Genomic DNA, 17,759 nt, shown 5'->3' with positions numbered 1-17,759 from the left:
AAAGATTCGTTACGGGTGCGCGACCTAGCGAAATTGCGCAAGGAACCGCAAGTCGTTGTCGAAGAACAGGCGCAAATCGTTGACGCCGTAACGCAGCATGGCCAGGCGCTCGGCGCCCATGCCGAAGGCGAAGCCCGAGAACTCTTCGGGGTCGATGCCAGACATGCGCAGCACGTTCGGGTGAACCATGCCGCAGCCCATGACTTCCAGCCAGCCGGTCTGCTTGCAGACGCGGCAGCCTTTGCCACTGCACATCACACACTGGATATCGACTTCAGCCGAAGGCTCGGTGAAGGGGAAGAACGAAGGACGGAAACGTACCGCCAGTTCTTTTTCGAAGAACACCCGCAGGAACTCTTCGATGGTGCCTTTGAGGTCGGCGAAATTGATGTCGCGATCGACCAGCAGGCCTTCGACCTGGTGGAACATCGGCGAGTGCGTCAGGTCCGAGTCGCAACGATAGACGCGGCCCGGGCAGACGATACGAATTGGCGGCTGCGAGGACTCCATGGTCCGCACCTGCACCGGCGAGGTGTGGGTACGCAGCAGCATGTTCGCATTGAAATAGAAGGTGTCATGCATTGCCCGCGCCGGGTGGTGGCCGGGAATGTTGAGCGCTTCGAAGTTGTGATAGTCGTCTTCGACCTCAGGGCCTTCGGCAATGCCGTAGCCGATATGGGTGAAGAACTGCTCGATGCGCTCGAGGGTACGGGTGATCGGGTGCAAACCACCGGAGGTCTGGCCACGGCCCGGCAAGGTCACGTCAATGCACTCAGCCGCCAGGCGAGCGCTGAGCTCGGCTTCTTCGAAGGCGGTCTTGCGCGCATTGAGCACTTCGGTAACGCGTTCCTTGGCATCGTTGATCAGGGCGCCGACTTTCGGACGCTCTTCAGCAGGCAGGTTGCCCAGGGTCTTCATCACCTGGGTCAGCTCGCCTTTCTTGCCAAGGAATTGAACCCGGATCTGCTCCAGGGCATTGATGTCTTCGGCGCGCTCCACAGCCTCCAGGGCTTGAGAGACCAGCGCATCCAGGTTTTCCATGTACAGACTCCAGATACGAAATAGGGGAAGAGCTTACAGGCTCTTCCCCTATTTATGACGTTTAACATTCGCCGCCGGATTCAGCGGCGAATGATTGTCGTGGGTACTTAAGCCAGAACGGCTTTAGCTTTCTCGACAATCGCAGCAAACGCCGCTTTTTCGTTCACTGCCAGATCAGCCAGAACCTTACGGTCGATCTCGATGGACGCCTTTTTCAGACCGGCGATCAGACGGCTGTAGGACAGACCGTTGATACGAGCACCAGCGTTGATACGGGCGATCCACAGAGCGCGGAACTGACGTTTTTTCTGACGACGGTCGCGGTAGGCGTATTGGCCCGCCTTGATGACCGCTTGCTTGGCAACACGGAATACGCGCGAGCGTGCACCGTAGTAACCTTTAGCCAGTTTCAGAATTTTCTTGTGACGCTTACGAGCGATGACGCCACGCTTTACACGAGCCATGAGTAACTTCCTCTATCTTTGACCGAAATTAACGTACGCGCAGCATGCGCTCGACTTTTGCAACGTCCGACGGGTGCAGCAAGCTGCTACCACGCAGTTGACGTTTACGCTTGGTCGACATTTTGGTCAGGATGTGGCTCTTGAAAGCGTGCTTGTGCTTGAAGCCGGAAGCAGTTTTCAGGAAACGCTTCGCGGCACCGCTTTTGGTTTTCATTTTTGGCATGTTCGGATACTCCGCATTCAGTGGATAAACATAACCGCAAGGCCTGCCGTGCCCTGGTGGTTATTTCTTTTTCTTGGGGGCGATGACCATCATAAGTTGGCGTCCTTCCATCTTCGGATGCTGCTCAACGGTACCGTATTCGGCAAGGTCAACCTCGACCCGCTTCAACAGTTCCATGCCCAGCTCCTGGTGAGCCATCTCACGACCACGAAATCTCAAGGAAATCTTGGCCTTGTCCCCATCACTAAGGAAACGTACCAGGTTGCGTAGTTTTACCTGGTAATCCCCTTCTTCCGTCCCTGGACGAAACTTGATTTCTTTAATCTGAATCTGCTTCTGGTTTTTCTTGGCCTCGTTGGCTTGCTTCTTCTTCTCGAAGAGGTGCTTGCCGTAGTCCATGACCTTGCAGACGGGCGGTACCGCGTCTGCAGAAATTTCTACCAGATCCAGCTTCGCTTCTTCAGCGATACGAAGCGCTTCATCAATCGAGACGATGCCAATCTGCTCGCCGTCAGCACCAATTAACCGAACCTCGCGTGCCGAGATATTCTCGTTGATCGGGGCCTTCGGTGCAGTTCGTTTATCCTGTCTCATTTCACGCTTAATAGTAATTACTCCGAATCTTGGCGACCACGCCGGGAAACCGCTTGCGCAAGCAAGTCCGCGAACTGTGCGACGGGCATAGAGCCCAGGTCAGCACCTTCACGGGTACGCACAGCGACAGTTTGCGTTTCGACTTCCCGATCTCCGATAACCAAGAGATAGGGAACCTTGAGCAAGGTATGCTCGCGGATTTTAAAGCCGATCTTCTCATTTCTCAAGTCAGACTTGGCACGGAATCCGCTTTCAGTGAGGGTTTTTTCCACTTTTTGAGCGAATTCGGCCTGCTTGTCGGTGATGTTCATGATCACCGCCTGGGTTGGCGCGAGCCAAGCCGGGAACGCACCTTCATAGTGCTCGATGAGAATACCGACGAAGCGCTCGAACGAACCGAGAATGGCTCGGTGCAACATGACGGGATGTTTGCGACCGTTGTCTTCGGAAACGTACTCCGCGCCCAAGCGGATCGGCAGGTTGAAGTCCAGTTGCAGCGTACCGCACTGCCAGACACGACCCAGGCAATCCTTGAGCGAGAACTCGATCTTCGGACCGTAGAAAGCACCTTCGCCCGGCTGCAGATCAAACGGCAGACCAGCGTTGTCCAGCGCGGCGGCCAGCGCAGCCTCGGCACGATCCCACAGCTCGTCGGAGCCAACACGTTTTTCCGGACGAGTGGACAGCTTGAGCTGAATGTCCTGGAAGCCGAAGTCGGAATAGACGTCCATCGTCAGCTTGATGAATGCCGCCGATTCGGTCTGCATCTGCTCTTCGGTGCAGAAAATATGCGCGTCATCCTGGGTAAAGCCACGCACGCGCATGATGCCATGCAGTGCACCCGAGGGCTCGTTACGGTGGCAAGCACCGAATTCGGCCAGGCGCAGCGGCAGCTCACGGTAGCTTTTCAGACCCTGGTTGAACACCTGCACGTGGCACGGGCAGTTCATCGGCTTGACCGCGTAATCGCGGTTTTCCGACTGAGTGGTGAACATGTTGTCGGCGTAGTTGGCCCAGTGACCGGACTTTTCCCACAGGCTGCGATCAACCACTTGCGGCGTCTTGATCTCCAGATAACCGTTTTCACGCTGGATCTGGCGCATGTACTGCTCCAGAACCTGGTACAGGGTCCAGCCGTTCGGGTGCCAGAACACCATGCCCGGCGCTTCTTCCTGGAGATGGAACAAGCCGAGGCGCTTGCCGATCTTGCGGTGATCGCGCTTTTCGGCTTCTTCAATACGCTGGATGTACGCCGCCAGCTGCTTCTTGTCCGCCCAGGCAGTGCCATAGACGCGCTGCAGCTGTTCGTTCTTGGCATCACCGCGCCAGTAGGCGCCAGACAGCTTGGTCAGCTTGAACGACTTGAGGAAGCGGGTATTCGGCACGTGCGGGCCACGGCACATGTCGACGTATTCTTCGTGGTAGTACAGGCCCATGGCCTGTTCATTCGGCATGTCCTCGACCAGGCGCAGCTTGTAGTCTTCGCCGCGAGCCTTGAACACTTCGATCACCTCGGCACGCGGGGTGACCCTCTTGATGACGTCGTAGTCGGTGTCGATCAACTGCTGCATACGCTGTTCGATCGCCGCCATATCTTCAGGCGTGAAGGGACGCTCGTACGCAATGTCGTAATAGAAGCCTTCGTCGATGACCGGACCGATCACCATTTTTGCCGTCGGGTACAACTGCTTGACCGCATGGCCGACCAGGTGGGCGCACGAGTGGCGAATGATTTCCAGCCCCTCTTCGTCCTTGGGCGTAATGATTTGCAGACGGGCATCGTGTTCGATCAGGTCGCACGCGTCGACCAGCTTGCCGTCGACCTTGCCGGCCACAGTAGCCTTGGCCAGACCGGCACCAATGGATGCGGCGACCTCAGCGACGGTAACCGCCTTGTCGAACGTACGTTGACTGCCATCGGGAAGAGTAATTACGGGCATGGCGCCTCCTCTCCTAGTGGTGACCCCTACCAAAGGTCACGTGGGTTGGGATGAGCCAGTACGCGATTCGCCCCTGTCTTTCCTGACGGAAAGCCTGCCTCACAGTGGCAGAAGTCGGATGCCTGCCAGGGGAACGAACCAGAGTGACTGGAACAGAAATAAATGCGGGGCAAGCGTTCAGCTATCCCGCGCCCGGCATGCTAGCACAAGCATCAGCGCAGACGACGGACTGGACAGCCAACAAGCGGAAATATTTGGAAAAAGACCTCGGGAGTGAACTCCTGCGGATTTTTTCCGCTCAGAGTGACTGAAGCGACCTACTCTTCATGAGACCCGATTACCAAGGAGTGCCTGGTTATGCGATTTCAGACTCTTCTGGCCCTGGCTGCCGCCGGAGCCATGATGCTTCCTGTGGGGGCCAATGCCGGTTCGTGGCCCGCTGGCAAGAAAGGCGACTACATGGACCAATGCGTAGAGGCTGCTAAAGGGCAGGGAGTCAGCCTCACGCAAGCCGATCAGCACTGCAAATGTGGCGCAAATGCCATCGAGAAGAACTTTACCACCGAGGAAATCCTGCAACTGGATAGCAAGACTGGCGTGGACCCGCAATTGATCAGCCGCGCCCAAAACGCCGTGAAAACGGCATGCGCGCCGAAGTAATGAGGCCGATTCTTTCAAATATTTGCGCCAGATCAGCATTAGCTGAAGCTAAAAGTCACCACACGCTGAGAATTAGACTATGATGTCGGGGTGCACCCTGTGGCTCTCGGCGACACCGCACTACTGAAAAAAATCAAGATTCCTGGAGATACACCCATGTCCAATCGCCAAACCGGCACTGTCAAATGGTTCAACGATGAAAAAGGCTTCGGCTTCATCACTCCACAAGGTGGCGGCGACGACTTGTTCGTACACTTCAAGGCCATCGAAAGCGACGGCTTCAAGTCGCTGAAAGAAGGTCAGACCGTATCCTTCGTAGCCGAAAAAGGCCAGAAGGGCATGCAGGCTGCACAGGTTCGTCCAGAGTAATAACTCTGCCGAATTGAAAAACCCGTCGCTTGCGACGGGTTTTTTGTGTCCGCAATTCGGGATCAGCCGCAATTGACGCGAGCAATCACCCCTTTTTCATCAGCGTGAAGGTTCAAGCGCTCGGAGCGGTACTCAAGCGTCACGGCATCGTCCGGCTTGAGCACGCGGGCCAACTGCGCGCCGCTCGCCTTGCGCGCCTGCTCCAGCAGCTCGGCAGAAGCCGGCTTGCCCACGGCGAATGCTGCGCCACTGGCCTCACAACGACCGTCCTGATTAGGTGCAGCAGCAACTTCAGGCGCTTTCGACGCAGTACCACCACTGCTGCAACCGACCAGAATGACGGCAGCCAGCAGGCTCACCAATGATGCACGCATGGGGAACATGAATCCTCCTTAGGGATACGGGAATGCTGCCGGATCCGACAGCACTTGATGCCAGTTGTTGCAAAGCGGGTCAGTCTGCCTGACTCGTTCTTGAAGGGGAAATGCCAATAGTGTCCGGATTTTGCGCCATGACAGCTCTCAGTACAGGTCGATGTAGTCGCTTGCGGGCGTAGGCCAGTTGTCCCGCAGCGCCTTGAATACCTGCTGAACCCAACGCTCGTCCTCCGCAGCCACACTTCCTACGCAACCCGATCCGGCGGACCAGGTTTCCAGACGAAACAACAGACCATCAAGTTGCGCGCCACCCACCACATTGGAGAGCCAGGCATGCCCGGCACGATCGACCCGCAGTTGATTGTGGATCGCGCCGTTGCCACTGGCGATCAATTGGCGCACCTGCTCCAGAGTGAACTGGTTCGGGTCGTTCAGGTCGATCTGCATAGTGCTTTCCTGCCAACGAAAATACCGTTAGTTTGCCACGCCGCCATCGTTATGCCTAAGTCGCAGAGCCGCGCGCGAGCGGACATGATTAACTGAAGGCTTGCGACCATGCCTTGCCGAAACGCCAGTGGCCCAGCGTTTCCCCCCTCAACAGTACGGGCCGTTTCGAGAACTCCATGACCAGCCACAGCATCGATGCCGACATCAAGGTGAAATGGCCCGAAGGCCAGAGCGCCTACAGCCCGGGCACAGCGGAAGAATTGACCCTCATTGCACTCGACCTGCTGGTCAAGGAAATGGGCAGCGACGCCGCCCGCGGGTTCGTCGACCAAGTGTTCGAACGCTACCGGCATGACACCGCTGCCGGGCACCCGTAACCCAGGTTACAAATTCCCGACCTCAGCCAGCGAAGGAATCGACGGTTGCGCGCCGGGACGAGTGACGGAAATCGCTGCGGCCCGCTGACCGAAGACAATCGCCTCGCGCTCGCTCCGCCCCTGCGCCAATGCCGCGGCAAAACCACCAACGAAGGTATCCCCCGCCGCTGTGGTATCCACCGCCGCCACGACCGGGGCGGGAAAATGCTCACTGCCCTCCCCGCTGACGAGCAGCGCACCCTGCGCCCCAAGAGTGACGATGACCTTGCCCGCGCCGAGCGCGATAAGGTGATCGGCCGCCGCTTGTGCCGACGGCAGGTCGTCCACCGGCAAGCCGGTCAACGCCGACGCCTCGCTTTCATTCGGAATCAGGTAGTCGATAGTGGCGAACCACTCCACCGGCAAGGGGCCTTTGACCGGAGCCGGATTGAGAATCACCGCCTTCCCCAATGCACGCCCGCGCGCCAGCACATACTCAACCGTCTGCGGCGGGACCTCCATCTGGCAAACAATCACCTCAGCGTCGCGTAATAAAGCCTCGAAACGCTGGACCGAGGCCGGCAGCAGCCGGCCATTGCCCCCAGCGATAACAACAATGGTGTTCTGGCTGGCCGCATCCACCATGATCAGGGCAACACCACTGGACACACCGGCCGCCACCTCCACCGCCAGACAGTCAATGCCCTCCGTCAGCAACGCACCGCGCAACTGTTGGCCATAGGCATCGTCACCAACACAACCGACCATCGCCACCGACGCACCCAGCCGCGCCGCCGCTACCGCCTGATTGGCGCCCTTGCCGCCTGGCACCGTCTCGAACGACTCCCCCGCCAGCGTCTCGCCCGCTCGCGGCAGGCGCTCAGCACGCGTGACCAGATCCATGTTGAGACTTCCGACCACTACTACCTTCGCGTGCATGACAAGCCCTCAACCACTGAACAAGTCCGGACTCGGCCCGGTCGACTCGCGCAGAACGATTTTCGGCGCAATGATGCGCTGCTCCAATGCCGCAGAACCCGACCCAACAATACGCCGCAGCAGTAACGCCGCAGCCATTTCCCCCAGCTCGCGAATGGACTGCCCGACAGTGGTCAGTGCCGGATACACGTACGGGCACATCTGGATATCGTCGAATCCAATCACCGACAGCTCGCCGGGGACACTGATGCTGCGCTCCGCGGCTGCTCGCAACACACCTATACCCATCAAATCGTTAGCGGCGAAAATGGCAGTAGGCCGGTCCCGACTCAGCAATTGGGCCGCGGCCTCATACCCGCCAAGACTGGTGAAGTCACCATCCAGTACCCGCCCGTCACGCAGCCCTACACCCGCCTCCCGCAGGGCTCGACGAAAACCCGCAAGGCGCAATTTGGCGACGCTGGTATTGGCCGGGCCATTGATACAGGCAATATCTACATGCCCCAAATCAAGCAGATGGCGAGTCGCCAGATAAGCGCCCTGCTCATGATCGATCCGCACCAGATCGGCATCCACGCCGTCCAGCGCGCGGTCAACGATCACCATTGGCGTGCGCACGGAGGCCAGGCTGTCGAGCAGGTCACGCTCCTCGCCCACTGAAGCGACGACCAGGCCGTCGACGCGTTTTTCCAGCAACACGCGGAGGTAGCTGCGCTGCTTTTGCGGGTTGTCATCGGAGTTGCAGAGGATCACGCAATAACCGTTACGCTCGCAGGCATCCTCGATGCCACGGGCAAGCTCGGCAAAATACGGGTTGACGCTATTGGGCACCAGCAGGCCGATGGTGGCCGTGCTCCGGGCCTTGAGTGAGCGCGCCACGGCGCTGGGCACGTAATCGAGCTCGGCGATTGCCGCTTCGACTTTCAGCCGTACAGGTTCGCTGACCGGCCGGGTCTTGTTCAGCACGTGGGACACGGTGGTGTAGGAAATACCGGCCAGCGCCGCTACATCTTTAATGGTTGCCATGCTTTCAGTTCCGCCGGTCTGCACACCGGCTGCGATAAGTCGTGATTTTTATGAGATAGCAAACGTTTGCGATAGCCAACTATGCGAATGCAATATGGCCTTGTCAAATTCGCCGAAACGCGTGAGGCAGGCACGAGAGTTTCGGAATTGTCGCTCAACCCTGTCGGAAAACCGAACAATTTGTTACAAGCGTTCGGCTTTCCGAAACTGAAGCCGAGTTCCAACCCCGCAAAGAAGCCATCCGAAGGCCAGTTCCGCGAAGAACAGCCGACCCTCGAAAACCCTCTGAATTTATTTTCACCACTGCGCAGCAAACATGGCGCGGCGCGGTCACATGCGCTCTTTAACTGACGATCTGTTGCGAAATGCCTTACAGTAAAATACTGTATGCGCATACAGCAAAAACAAGGGAAACACTTTCGTGGCCACCTCATCCTCAGCATCCATGTCTGTCAGCAGCTATGAGCAACTGGGCGTCCGGATCCAGAAAATCATCAACGCACCTACCGCGCAGCGCGCCAGGGCCGCACTGATCTTCCGCCTCGAACATGAATCGACCTCCGACTGGGAAACCCTGCTCGAAGAAATTGCCGAGAACGACAACGTTACCCTCGCCCACCGTGATGACGGCGGTGTGCAGTTGTTCTGGACTGTGCCGAAGGAAGACTGACCCGGATGAGATTCACTGTATTGGCAGCTACCTGCCTGTTGTTCAGTATCAGCGCCCAAGCCGACGCACCACGCACCTTTACCGAAGCCAAGAAAGTCGCCTGGCGCCTGTATGCGCCGCAGTCCACCGAGTTCTATTGCGGCTGCAAGTACACCGGCAACAAAGTCGACCTGGCCGGCTGTGGTTATGTACCGCGCAAGAACGCCAACCGGGCATCACGCATTGAATGGGAACATATCGTTCCGGCCTGGCAGATCGGCCATCAGCGCCAATGCTGGCAGGATGGCGGGCGCAAGAATTGCTCACGCAACGATACGGTCTATCAGCGCGCCGAGGCCGACCTGCACAACCTGGTGCCGAGCATCGGCGAGGTGAATGGCGACCGCAGCAACTTCAGCTTCGGCTGGCTGCCGGAGCAGGCCGGGCAATATGGCTCATGCCTGACCCAGGTCGATTTCAAAGCGAAAAAGGTCATGCCGCGGCCTTCCATTCGCGGAATGATCGCGCGTACTTATTTCTACATGAGCAAGCAGTACAACCTGCGCCTGTCCAAGCAGGACCGGCAGTTGTATGAAGCCTGGAACAAGACCTACCCCGCCCAGGCCTGGGAGCTTCAGCGCAACCAGCGCGTGGCCTGCGTGATGGGCCGCGGCAACGAGTTCGTCGGCCCGGTGAACCTCAAGGCCTGCGGCTGAAACTCAGTTCAGCGCCTGCAGGTAGGCGCTGGCCTGCTGGTAACGCTGCAAACGAGCGATGTCGGCGGGGCCAGGGATGGCAATCCGCGAGGCATCGCTCTCGTCGGCCAGATCCGCCAGCTTCACCGTCCGCGCCAGCGGATCGGAGCCGACCCTGACGACGAAATCTTCATAGCTTTCGTCGCTACGCTGGCTAAGGGCCTGGACCGCCGCAAGGATCTTCAGGGCGAAGCCCTCGCGCGCCAGATCCGACAGGGTCATGGGCGACTCCTGCAGGACTTCGTGCAGCACCGCGACGATCCGCTGTTCAGTGGTCGATACCCGCAGCATCACCCGCAATGGATGCAGGATGTATGCGGCGCCCCCTTTATCCCAATGCCCTTCATGGGCCCGGGCTGCAACCGTAATGGCTCGCTCCAGCGTGGACATGGCCCCCTCCTCACCGTTGCTGCATTCGTCGATGGAACCCCTCTTCCAGAGCATAGCCCGACAAACGCGCAAGTACCGGTCGCAGAGCGCCGCAATAGCGATTCAGCGAGGAGCGTCGTGCTGGATGACCACCGAATCGGTACCCAGGCGTGCCATGACATCGTTTTTGCTGGCTTCAGCCTCGGCCTTGTCTGCGAAAGGCCCCAACAGCACCACTGGCTTGCCGTCGCGGTAGACCACCGAGGAAGGAATGCCCTTCTCGATCAGGCGCGCGGTCATGTCGCTGAGCGCACCCATGTTCGGGCCCTGAATGATTTCCACGTCCCAGCCTTGCGGAGCAGGTTCGGCGGCCAGGGCATCGGCACGGCGCTGAAGGTCGGCGCCGCCGCAGATCTCACGAATACGCAGGTCGCTGCCGGTTTCGTCAATGATGATGCGGTAGTCCGTGCCTTCCTTGATCGCCACATAACTGCGATACGGCAGGAAGGTACCGGTGTCGTCCTTGCCGCGGAACTGGCCACAGATATCGCCCTGTTTGTTGAAGCGCACGTTGGCGAACTTGGCCGTCTTGGGGTTCTGCAGATGCTCGGCGACCTGCTTGTGCACTCGCTCGGCATCGTTGTCACAACCGGCCAGGGCCAGCACCGCCATTACCATCGCCACTTTGCGCACGCGTCTACCTCCTGAATTCAAGCGGCGGATTCTAGCATCTGGCCGTTGCCAGGGTCCGCTACTCCTTGACGCAGTCCACGGTGTAGACGCGCCCCTCTTCCTGTTGCTGCAAGCCGTGCACATCGGCAACGAAGCCGGGAAAACCGCTGTCGAACGCCCGGGCAAAGGCCAGATAGTCGACGATCGAGCGGGTTTCTTCGGTGAAACGCTCGCCCGGCATGATCAGCGGAATGCCCGGCGGATAAGGCACCAGCATCACCGCAGCAATACGCCCTAACAATTGATCGATGGGCACCGCCTCGACGTCTCCGCGAACCAGCTTGTCGTAGGCGTCGGCGGGCTTCATCGCCACCTCCGGCAGACGGGTGTAGAGGCGCTTGAGCTGTTTGGCGGTGGCGTTGCTGCGGTAGCAGGCGTGCAGTTGATCGCAGAGGTCACGCAGGCCCATGCCGCGGTAGCGCTGCGTATCCTGAGCGGCGACACAGGGCAGGCTTTGCAGCAGGTCGGTGTTGGCGTCGTAGTTGCGCTTGAACTCCAGCAGCTCAGTGAGCAGCGTGCTCCACTTGCCCTTGGTGATGCCCATCGAGAACAGCACCAGAAAGGAATACAGCCCGGTCTTCTCCACCACCAACCCACGCTCCCAGAGAAACTTGCTGACCACCGCAGCGGGAATACCCTGGCGATCAAGGCTGCCGCCCGCATCCAGGCCAGGCATGACCAGCGTTACCTTGATCGGATCGAGCAGCACATAGTCCTCGCTGACGTCGCCAAACCCGTGCCACTGCGCCTGGGGTTCGAGCAACCAGTCCTCGGTGGCGATGCGGTGAATCCCCTCGACCCGCGGCGGCTGCCAGACACTGAACCACCAATCCTGCACATCAATGTGCTCACGCAGGTTGGCCAGGGCCCGACGAAAACTCAGCGCCTCGTCGAACATTTCCTGGAGCAGCGAACGGCCCGCTGGCCCCTCCATCATTGCCGAGGACACATCCAGCGAGGCGAGGATGCTGTATTGCGGCGAGGTAGAGATATGCATCATGAAGGCTTCGTTGAAGCGATCCCGATCCAGTTGCCGGCTGCCGCCATTCTGCACATGGATCATCGACGCCTGGCTGAAAGCCGCCAGCAGCTTGTGGGTTGAGTGGGTGCTGAACACCAGCGGGCTGTCAGCGCCGCGCGATGTACCCATGGCGTAGCGCCCGGCAAAGAATTCATGGAAGGCCGCATAGGCGTACCAGGCCTCGTCGAAGTGCAGCACATCAACGCTTTTGCCAAGCGTCTGCTTGATCAGTTCGGCGTTGTAGCACAGGCCGTCATAGGTGGAGTTGGTCACCACCGCCATCTTCACCCGCGGCTCGCGCCCACGGGCCAGCGGGTTGGCGAGAATCTTCGCGCGGATCGACTCGGCGCTGAACTCGCTGAGCGGAATTGGCCCGATGATGCCCAGTTCATTGCGCTCCGGGCACAAGTACAACGGAATGGCGCCGGTCATGATGATCGCGTGCAACACCGACTTGTGGCAGTTGCGGTCCACCAGCACCAGATCGTCGCGACCGACCATGGAATGCCAGACGATTTTGTTCGCGGTCGAGGTGCCGTTGATTACGAAGAAGGTATGGTCGGCGCCGAAATTGCGTGCCGCGCGGGCCTCCGCTTCCGCCAAGGGGCCGGTGTGATCCAGCAGGGAACCCAGCTCCGGCACCGATACCGAGAGGTCCGAGCGCAGGGTATTTTCCCCAAAGAACTGATGAAACGCCTGCCCCACCGGACTCTTGCGGTAAGCCACCCCGCCACCGTGCCCCGGGGTATGCCAGGAATAATTGGACTGGGCAGTGTGTTGCACCAGCGCCTTGAAAAACGGCGGCAGCAGACCGTCCAGATAATTGTGTGCCGCCCGCGCGACCTGGCGGGCGAGAAAGGGCACGGTGTCTTCGAACAAGTAGAGAATGCCGCGCAACTGGTTCAGTTCGCTCATGGCATCGGCCGGGGCATTTTCCAGGGTGACCTGCTCACCGAGGGCGAAAATCGGCAAATGCGGCGCACGTGAGCGCGCCAGGCGGATCAGTTCGACCATGTTCTGCAGCAGGTGGGTGTTTTCGCCAGCCCCTTCGGCGGCGATCAGCATGCAAGCGAGGCCATGATGAGTCGCGGCAACCAGCCGGCCTTCGGCGTAATCGGTAGCGCTGAGGATAGTGAAACCGTCTTGCGCGAGTTCTTGAGCGATGCCGCGCACGCGGTCGCCGGCCACGGTGTCGGCCTTGATGTCACGATGAACGATAAGAACGGGGAACTTGAGGTCCTTGTACATGGGCGGCGCTACCTTCTTCCTGCGACAGGCCCCGTGGGCCGTTCATCTCAGGGTAGAAGGTTGCCGCCATGGCGCGCGGAAAATGCCTCAGTTGGCCTCGGCCAGTTGCTGCCAGAGGGCGGGGCCGCCCGCTGACTTAGCGACGGCGCCAAGACGCGCCACGTGGCCTTCCAGCTCAGCGGCGCTGGCGCGGATGATTCGTCCCGCCTGGCGTGTGGCCGGCAAACGGCGAATCTCGCTGCCCTGGTCAGACCCGCCCTCGCCTTCACCATCGTGGCCCGCCAGCGAAAGGCTGGTCTGGCCACCGGTCATGGTCAGGAAGACATCGGCGAGCAACTCGGAGTCGAGCAACGCGCCGTGCAGTTCACGGCCCGAGTTGTCGACGCCGTAGCGTTTGCAAAGCGCGTCGAGGCTGTTGCGCTGGCCCGGGTGGCGACCACGCGCCATCACCAGGGTGTCGAGGATTTCGCAATGCTGGGAAATGTCGGCGCGGTCTTGCTGGCCGAGCAGGGCGAATTCGTTGTTGATGAAGCCAACGTCGAACGCCGCGTTGTGGATGATCAGCCGCGCACCCTGGATGAACTCGAAGAATTCGTCGGCGACTTCGGCGAAGCGCGGCTTGTCCTTGAGGAATTCGTCGGTGATGCCGTGGACGCCGATGGCGCCCTCGTCGCTGTCACGGTCCCCCTGCAGGTAAACGTGGAAGTGACGCCCCGTCAGCCGCCGGCCAACCAGTTCGACGCAGCCGATCTCGATGATCCGGTGACCGTCGGTGACCGGCATACCGGTGGTCTCGGTATCGAGGACGACCGACCTGTTGTTTTGCAAATCCACGTCGGTGATCTCCTGCCGTGTTGCTCAAAGCGGCGAATCTTACCCCACCTTCGCCGTCGCGTCCCGGATTCATCGGCGGCGCTTGTCAGCGAACGCCGCGTACCTCGTCAACGCCGCGGTTGGCCAACTGATCGGCACGCTCGTTGCCGTGATGGCCGATATGCCCGCGAACCCATTGCCACGTGACCTTATGCCGGTTGACCTGCTCATCGAGAAGCTTCCAGAGGTCGGCGTTCTTCACCGGCTCCTTGGCGGCGGTCTTCCAGCCGCGCTTCTTCCAGTTGGTCATCCACTCGGTGATGCCCTTCATGACGTACTGCGAGTCGGTTACCAGCCGCACCTCGCATTCACGATTCAATGCCTCCAGGCCCTTGATCGCCGCCATCAACTCCATGCGGTTGTTGGTGGTGTCGCGCTCGCCACCCCAGAGCTCTTTCTCGACGCCCTTGCAAACCATCAGGACGCCCCAGCCGCCAGGGCCAGGATTGCCCTTGCAGGCGCCATCGGTGTAGATCTCGACGCTATCGCTCATGTACAGCCTTATTCATCGTTGAAGGTTCTGCCTTCGGGGTGGGGAGACTGGCGGTTGACCTTGGCCAGCGGCAGCGGCAGCAGCTTGCCCATCGGTTCGCGACGCGCCTGGCGCAGGGGCCGCAGGCCGACCACCATCTTGCGCGCCACGAGCAGATAGACCCCGCCACCGGCACTCTGCCAGCGCCCGGCAACGCGTTCCCACCCCGCCAACCGGGTTTGCCAGGCCGGCGAAGCAAGCGGCGGACGATAGCACCCGAAACGGCGTTTCTCCAGCGCGAAACCCAGCAGGTTAAGCCAGTCGCCGACCCGCGAAGGCGAGATGCAGCGCGCCTTGCGTAACGCATCATGAGCGAACACCCGGCGCATGCCCCAACTGCTCCAGGGATTGATCCCGACGATCAGCAAGTGACCGCCAGGACGCACGCTGCTCGCCGCTTCACGCAGCAGGCCGTGGGGCGACAGACAGAAATCCAGCCCGTGCTGCAACACGACAACATCGGCGGCATGCTCGCTGAGCGGCCAGGCCTGCTCCTCACAGACGATCTCCACTCCGGGCAACGGCGCGCCGAGACGGACATTACGCTGCACCTGCGGCGCAGTCGGCGGCGGCTCGGCACTGGGCCCGTAATGCACCAGGTAGCCACCGAAATAGCGCCCCAGTTCTTCCTCCAGCAGACGTTGCTCCTCCTTGAGCATCAGTTGTCCCAAGGGCCCGGCGAACCAGTCACGGGCTTGGCTGATCAGTTCGAGCCACTCCGGATCGGCCTGGGCGAAGGCTTGATCGGTCATTGCAATCTCCCTGGAAGGTTCTCGACAGAGCACATAGCTACTAAGATGCACCCTTGTCCCACGTTTGGCGAATCGCTCGATGATACAGATAGAAGCCTTGCCCGCTTTCAGCGACAACTACATCTGGTTGTTGCAGGATCCCGCCAGTCGTCGCTGCGCGGTGGTCGACCCGGGCGACGCGGCACCCGTGCTGGCCTGGCTGGAAAACCACCCGGACTGGCGCCTCGAGGACATCCTCATCACCCACCATCACCATGACCATGTCGGCGGTGTCGAAGCGCTGAAGGCCGCCACTGGCGCGCGGGTCTGCGGCCCGGCCCACGAGCAGATCCCGGCCCGCGACGTGGCCCTGGAGGACAATGCCGAGGTCCAGGTGCTGGGCGTGGACTTCCAGGTATTCGCGGTACCCGGCCACACCCTCGGACACATTGCCTATTTCACCGAGCGCACGCCAACGCCCCTTCTGTTCAGCGGCGACACGCTATTCGCCGCCGGCTGCGGCCGGATGTTCGAAGGCACGCCGGTGCAAATGCACGGCTCGCTGCAACGGCTGGCGGCGCTGCCTGAGGCGACCCTCGTCTTCTGCGCTCATGAATACACCTTGAGCAACCTGCGCTTCGCTCGCGCCGTTGAGCCGGAAAACCCGCATGTTGCCCAGCGATTCGAGGAAGTTACCCGCTTGCGTGCGGAAAATCGCATCACGTTGCCATCAACCATCGCGCTGGAAAGGCTCACCAACCCCTTTTTACGCACCGGGGAAACATCCGTTAAAGAAAAAGCAGACGAACGGACAGGGGCTATAAACCCTACGCCAAGTGCTGTTTTTGCTGGCTTGCGGGCCTGGAAGGATACGTTCTAAGGATTGCCGCTTGATGACCGTGCAGTTCTGAAAGGTTGACCGAGTGTGGGGCGCTTTCTAGAATCGCCCGACATTTTCGCCCGGAACTTTATCCCAGCCAATGTCGTCCACTTGCCGCAGAACCTTCAAATCCGTCGCCCTGACGCGCCTGGCACAGGCCATCGCGCTCGGCCTGTCAGCCACTCTCGTGGGCTGCCAGAGCACCAGTCAAATGGGCGACGCCGAAAGCGTTCGCATGCACGTCCAGCCTCGTATCAAGCAGAAGCCTGTGTTCGTCCAGGCCAAGCCGGTCGAGCAGGCGCCGCAGGACGTCTGGGAGCGCATTCGCCAGGGCTTCCAGTTGCAGGACGACATCAACGTCAACCCGCGTATCGAGCAGCAGCGCCTGTGGTTCGCCAGCAACCCGACCTTCCTCGAAACCGCGGGTGATCGCGGCAGCCTGTACATCCACTACATCGTCGAACGCCTCGAAGAGCGCGACATGCCGCTGGAACTGGCACTGCTGCCGGCCATCGAGAGCGCCTACAACCCCATGGCCTACTCTCGCGCCCACGCCGTCGGGCTGTGGCAGTTCATCCCGTCCACCGGCCGCCACTACAACCTGCGTCAAACCAACTTCTACGACGGCCGTCGCGACATCACCGCGTCGACCAACGCCGCCCTCGACTACCTGGGCCGCCTGCACGACATGTTCAACGGTGACTGGCTGCTGGCTCTGGCGGCCTACAACGCGGGTGAAGGCACCGTCAGCCGGGCCATCGAGCGCAACGAGCGCCTCGGCCTGCCCACCGACTACTGGAACCTGCCCCTGCCTCAGGAAACCCGCGACTACGTGCCCAAGCTGCTGGCCCTGTCGCAAGTGGTCCTGACCCCGCAGGCCTACGGAGTGAACCTCAACCCGATCGCCAACGAACCCTATTTCGAAGCCGTCGCGATCAAGGACCGTGTTGACCTGTCCCGGGTCGCGGCCCTGGCCGAGATCGACGAAGACGAACTGTTCCAGCTCAACCCGGCCTTCAAGAAGCGCATGACCGTGGACGGTCCGCAGCAACTGCTGGTGCCCACTGCCAAGGCGCAGTTGCTCACCACCAGCCTGTCGAACATGAGACCCGAAGAACTGCTCACCCTGCGGCCGAAATCCGCAGTGTTCGAAGCCGCCCTGGCGGAAGCCTCGGCACCGGCCCGCAGCACCCGCTACCGGGTCAAGCGCGGCGACAGCCTGGGCAGCATCGCCAAGGCCAACCGCGTCAGCGTCAACGACCTGCAGCGCTGGAACAAGCTCAGCGGCAACCGCCTCAAGCCCGGCCAGACCCTGGTCATGCAAAGCGTTCAGCCCGCCACCACGGTCGCCTCACTCTCCGCCGCTGATGCGAAAAAACGCGCAACCCAGTACAAGGTTCGCAAGGGTGACTCGCTGTATCTGGTCGCCAAACGCTTCAACGTGGAAATGCAGCACCTCAAGCGTTGGAACCCGCGCAGCGGCCAGGCGCTGAAGCCCGGCCAGACCCTCACTGTCTATCTGCCTCATTAAGT

General features: G+C 60.4%; 23 protein-coding genes. 8 read left to right on the top strand and 15 right to left on the bottom strand.

Annotation, left to right across the window (positions count from 1 at the left end; genetic code table 11):
- Window positions 1–24 precede the first annotated feature (24 nt).
- The 5 genes from pheS to thrS all read right to left on the bottom strand — a co-directional run bounded on the left by pheS (window position 25) and on the right by thrS (window position 4,262).
- A complete protein-coding gene (gene pheS / locus CKW37_RS26930) occupies window positions 25–1,041 on the bottom strand; it encodes a phenylalanine--tRNA ligase subunit alpha (protein ID WP_095159234.1) in 1,017 nt (338 codons plus the stop codon).
- A 107-nt stretch (window positions 1,042–1,148) separates the two neighbouring features.
- The gene (gene rplT / locus CKW37_RS26925) at window positions 1,149–1,505 is read right to left on the bottom strand and encodes a 50S ribosomal protein L20 (RefSeq protein ID WP_095159233.1); all 357 of its coding nucleotides are present in this window, start codon (window positions 1,503–1,505) and stop codon (window positions 1,149–1,151) included.
- A gap of 28 nt (window positions 1,506–1,533) precedes the next feature.
- On the bottom strand, window positions 1,534–1,728 hold the full coding sequence (gene rpmI / locus CKW37_RS26920; protein WP_009394045.1) for a 50S ribosomal protein L35: 195 nt from the start codon (window positions 1,726–1,728) through the stop codon (window positions 1,534–1,536).
- A 60-nt stretch (window positions 1,729–1,788) separates the two neighbouring features.
- On the bottom strand, window positions 1,789–2,340 hold the full coding sequence (infC, locus tag CKW37_RS26915) for a translation initiation factor IF-3 (protein WP_175651949.1): 552 nt from the start codon (window positions 2,338–2,340) through the stop codon (window positions 1,789–1,791).
- A complete protein-coding gene (gene thrS, locus CKW37_RS26910) occupies window positions 2,340–4,262 on the bottom strand; it encodes a threonine--tRNA ligase (RefSeq protein ID WP_095159231.1) in 1,923 nt (640 codons plus the stop codon). Before thrS ends, infC begins: the two co-directional genes overlap by 1 nt.
- A gap of 357 nt (window positions 4,263–4,619) precedes the next feature.
- Here thrS and CKW37_RS26905 point away from each other — a divergent pair, with 357 nt between their 5' ends.
- Window positions 4,620–4,922, top strand: coding sequence for a hypothetical protein (locus tag CKW37_RS26905; protein WP_095159230.1), 303 nt, complete (start codon window positions 4,620–4,622; stop codon window positions 4,920–4,922).
- A 156-nt stretch (window positions 4,923–5,078) separates the two neighbouring features.
- Window positions 5,079–5,291: a cold-shock protein gene (locus CKW37_RS26900; RefSeq protein WP_003179963.1), complete on the top strand. Its 213-nt coding sequence runs from the start codon at window positions 5,079–5,081 to the stop codon at window positions 5,289–5,291.
- 62 nt (window positions 5,292–5,353) lie between these two features.
- On the opposite strand, the gene CKW37_RS26895 is transcribed toward CKW37_RS26900, so the two are convergent.
- Both CKW37_RS26895 and CKW37_RS26890 read right to left on the bottom strand, forming a co-directional pair.
- Window positions 5,354–5,674: an I78 family peptidase inhibitor gene (locus tag CKW37_RS26895; protein WP_095159229.1), complete on the bottom strand. Its 321-nt coding sequence runs from the start codon at window positions 5,672–5,674 to the stop codon at window positions 5,354–5,356.
- A 138-nt stretch (window positions 5,675–5,812) separates the two neighbouring features.
- Window positions 5,813–6,115, bottom strand: a complete 303-nt coding sequence (locus tag CKW37_RS26890) for a hypothetical protein (RefSeq protein WP_095159228.1) — start codon at window positions 6,113–6,115, stop codon at window positions 5,813–5,815.
- Window positions 6,116–6,291: 176 nt separating this feature from the next.
- Between CKW37_RS26890 and CKW37_RS26885 the strand changes: the two genes are divergently transcribed.
- On the top strand, window positions 6,292–6,492 hold the full coding sequence (locus CKW37_RS26885) for a hypothetical protein (protein WP_095159227.1): 201 nt from the start codon (window positions 6,292–6,294) through the stop codon (window positions 6,490–6,492).
- A gap of 6 nt (window positions 6,493–6,498) precedes the next feature.
- On the opposite strand, the gene rbsK is transcribed toward CKW37_RS26885, so the two are convergent.
- Together rbsK and CKW37_RS26875 are read right to left on the bottom strand one after the other, a co-directional pair.
- The gene (gene rbsK / locus CKW37_RS26880) at window positions 6,499–7,410 is read right to left on the bottom strand and encodes a ribokinase (protein WP_095159226.1); all 912 of its coding nucleotides are present in this window, start codon (window positions 7,408–7,410) and stop codon (window positions 6,499–6,501) included.
- 9 nt (window positions 7,411–7,419) lie between these two features.
- Entirely contained in the window at window positions 7,420–8,436 is a 1,017-nt protein-coding gene (locus tag CKW37_RS26875; protein ID WP_095159225.1) for a LacI family DNA-binding transcriptional regulator, read from the bottom strand.
- Window positions 8,437–8,523: 87 nt separating this feature from the next.
- On the opposite strand from CKW37_RS26875, the gene CKW37_RS32650 reads away from it, so the two are divergent.
- The 3 genes from CKW37_RS32650 to CKW37_RS26865 all read left to right on the top strand — a co-directional run bounded on the left by CKW37_RS32650 (window position 8,524) and on the right by CKW37_RS26865 (window position 9,801).
- Window positions 8,524–8,787, top strand: coding sequence for a hypothetical protein (locus CKW37_RS32650; protein ID WP_143502145.1), 264 nt, complete (start codon window positions 8,524–8,526; stop codon window positions 8,785–8,787).
- A 94-nt stretch (window positions 8,788–8,881) separates the two neighbouring features.
- A complete protein-coding gene (locus CKW37_RS26870; protein WP_095159224.1) occupies window positions 8,882–9,106 on the top strand; it encodes a DUF1654 domain-containing protein in 225 nt (74 codons plus the stop codon).
- 5 nt (window positions 9,107–9,111) lie between these two features.
- Window positions 9,112–9,801 (top strand): endonuclease, encoded by a 690-nt coding sequence (locus CKW37_RS26865; protein ID WP_095159223.1) that lies wholly within the window; start codon window positions 9,112–9,114, stop codon window positions 9,799–9,801.
- A gap of 3 nt (window positions 9,802–9,804) precedes the next feature.
- Here CKW37_RS26865 and CKW37_RS26860 read toward each other — a convergent pair whose 3' ends face one another.
- The 6 genes from CKW37_RS26860 to CKW37_RS26835 all read right to left on the bottom strand — a co-directional run bounded on the left by CKW37_RS26860 (window position 9,805) and on the right by CKW37_RS26835 (window position 15,367).
- The gene (locus CKW37_RS26860) at window positions 9,805–10,230 is read right to left on the bottom strand and encodes a GTP pyrophosphokinase (protein WP_095159222.1); all 426 of its coding nucleotides are present in this window, start codon (window positions 10,228–10,230) and stop codon (window positions 9,805–9,807) included.
- 102 nt (window positions 10,231–10,332) lie between these two features.
- Window positions 10,333–10,902, bottom strand: a complete 570-nt coding sequence (locus CKW37_RS26855; protein WP_095159221.1) for an SPOR domain-containing protein — start codon at window positions 10,900–10,902, stop codon at window positions 10,333–10,335.
- Between the two features lie 58 nt (window positions 10,903–10,960).
- A complete protein-coding gene (locus CKW37_RS26850) occupies window positions 10,961–13,210 on the bottom strand; it encodes an Orn/Lys/Arg decarboxylase N-terminal domain-containing protein (RefSeq protein WP_095159220.1) in 2,250 nt (749 codons plus the stop codon).
- 87 nt (window positions 13,211–13,297) lie between these two features.
- Complete coding sequence (gene dnaQ, locus CKW37_RS26845) at window positions 13,298–14,038, bottom strand: DNA polymerase III subunit epsilon (protein ID WP_256587880.1); 741 nt, start codon at window positions 14,036–14,038, stop codon at window positions 13,298–13,300.
- Window positions 14,039–14,129: 91 nt separating this feature from the next.
- Entirely contained in the window at window positions 14,130–14,576 is a 447-nt protein-coding gene (gene rnhA / locus CKW37_RS26840) for a ribonuclease HI (protein ID WP_095159218.1), read from the bottom strand.
- A gap of 8 nt (window positions 14,577–14,584) precedes the next feature.
- Window positions 14,585–15,367, bottom strand: coding sequence for a class I SAM-dependent methyltransferase (locus tag CKW37_RS26835; protein WP_095159217.1), 783 nt, complete (start codon window positions 15,365–15,367; stop codon window positions 14,585–14,587).
- Window positions 15,368–15,446: 79 nt separating this feature from the next.
- Between CKW37_RS26835 and gloB the strand changes: the two genes are divergently transcribed.
- Together gloB and CKW37_RS26825 are read left to right on the top strand one after the other, a co-directional pair.
- Window positions 15,447–16,226 carry a hydroxyacylglutathione hydrolase gene (gene gloB, locus CKW37_RS26830; protein ID WP_095159216.1) on the top strand — a complete coding sequence of 260 codons (780 nt, stop codon included), beginning with the start codon at window positions 15,447–15,449 and terminating at the stop codon, window positions 16,224–16,226.
- 100 nt (window positions 16,227–16,326) lie between these two features.
- Window positions 16,327–17,757 carry a transglycosylase SLT domain-containing protein gene (locus tag CKW37_RS26825; RefSeq protein WP_095159215.1) on the top strand — a complete coding sequence of 477 codons (1,431 nt, stop codon included), beginning with the start codon at window positions 16,327–16,329 and terminating at the stop codon, window positions 17,755–17,757.
- The last annotated feature ends 2 nt before the right edge of the window (window positions 17,758–17,759 follow it).

The sequence above is a fragment of the Pseudomonas sp. Irchel 3E13 genome (genome assembly GCF_900187455.1).
Lineage (GTDB): Bacteria > Pseudomonadota > Gammaproteobacteria > Pseudomonadales > Pseudomonadaceae > Aquipseudomonas.
This window is presented reverse-complemented; position numbering and strand designations above follow the sequence as displayed.

Bases quoted from the DNA above. Each gene is read 5' to 3' on its own strand.
- pheS (WP_095159234.1), bottom strand. From the start codon at position 1,041: ATGGAAAACCTGGATGCGCTGGTCTCTCAAGCCCTGGAGGCTGTGGAG.
- rplT (WP_095159233.1), bottom strand. From the start codon at position 1,505: ATGGCTCGTGTAAAGCGTGGCGTCATCGCTCGTAAGCGTCACAAGAAA.
- rpmI (WP_009394045.1), bottom strand. From the start codon at position 1,728: ATGCCAAAAATGAAAACCAAAAGCGGTGCCGCGAAGCGTTTCCTGAAA.
- thrS (WP_095159231.1), bottom strand. From the start codon at position 4,262: ATGCCCGTAATTACTCTTCCCGATGGCAGTCAACGTACGTTCGACAAG.
- CKW37_RS26905 (WP_095159230.1), top strand. From the start codon at position 4,620: ATGCGATTTCAGACTCTTCTGGCCCTGGCTGCCGCCGGAGCCATGATG.
- CKW37_RS26900 (WP_003179963.1), top strand. From the start codon at position 5,079: ATGTCCAATCGCCAAACCGGCACTGTCAAATGGTTCAACGATGAAAAA.
- CKW37_RS26895 (WP_095159229.1), bottom strand. From the start codon at position 5,674: ATGTTCCCCATGCGTGCATCATTGGTGAGCCTGCTGGCTGCCGTCATT.
- CKW37_RS26890 (WP_095159228.1), bottom strand. From the start codon at position 6,115: ATGCAGATCGACCTGAACGACCCGAACCAGTTCACTCTGGAGCAGGTG.
- CKW37_RS26885 (WP_095159227.1), top strand. From the start codon at position 6,292: ATGACCAGCCACAGCATCGATGCCGACATCAAGGTGAAATGGCCCGAA.
- rbsK (WP_095159226.1), bottom strand. From the start codon at position 7,410: ATGCACGCGAAGGTAGTAGTGGTCGGAAGTCTCAACATGGATCTGGTC.
- CKW37_RS26875 (WP_095159225.1), bottom strand. From the start codon at position 8,436: ATGGCAACCATTAAAGATGTAGCGGCGCTGGCCGGTATTTCCTACACC.
- CKW37_RS32650 (WP_143502145.1), top strand. From the start codon at position 8,524: ATGCAATATGGCCTTGTCAAATTCGCCGAAACGCGTGAGGCAGGCACG.
- CKW37_RS26870 (WP_095159224.1), top strand. From the start codon at position 8,882: ATGTCTGTCAGCAGCTATGAGCAACTGGGCGTCCGGATCCAGAAAATC.
- CKW37_RS26865 (WP_095159223.1), top strand. From the start codon at position 9,112: ATGAGATTCACTGTATTGGCAGCTACCTGCCTGTTGTTCAGTATCAGC.
- CKW37_RS26860 (WP_095159222.1), bottom strand. From the start codon at position 10,230: ATGTCCACGCTGGAGCGAGCCATTACGGTTGCAGCCCGGGCCCATGAA.
- CKW37_RS26850 (WP_095159220.1), bottom strand. From the start codon at position 13,210: ATGTACAAGGACCTCAAGTTCCCCGTTCTTATCGTTCATCGTGACATC.
- rnhA (WP_095159218.1), bottom strand. From the start codon at position 14,576: ATGAGCGATAGCGTCGAGATCTACACCGATGGCGCCTGCAAGGGCAAT.
- CKW37_RS26835 (WP_095159217.1), bottom strand. From the start codon at position 15,367: ATGACCGATCAAGCCTTCGCCCAGGCCGATCCGGAGTGGCTCGAACTG.
- gloB (WP_095159216.1), top strand. From the start codon at position 15,447: ATGATACAGATAGAAGCCTTGCCCGCTTTCAGCGACAACTACATCTGG.
- CKW37_RS26825 (WP_095159215.1), top strand. From the start codon at position 16,327: ATGTCGTCCACTTGCCGCAGAACCTTCAAATCCGTCGCCCTGACGCGC.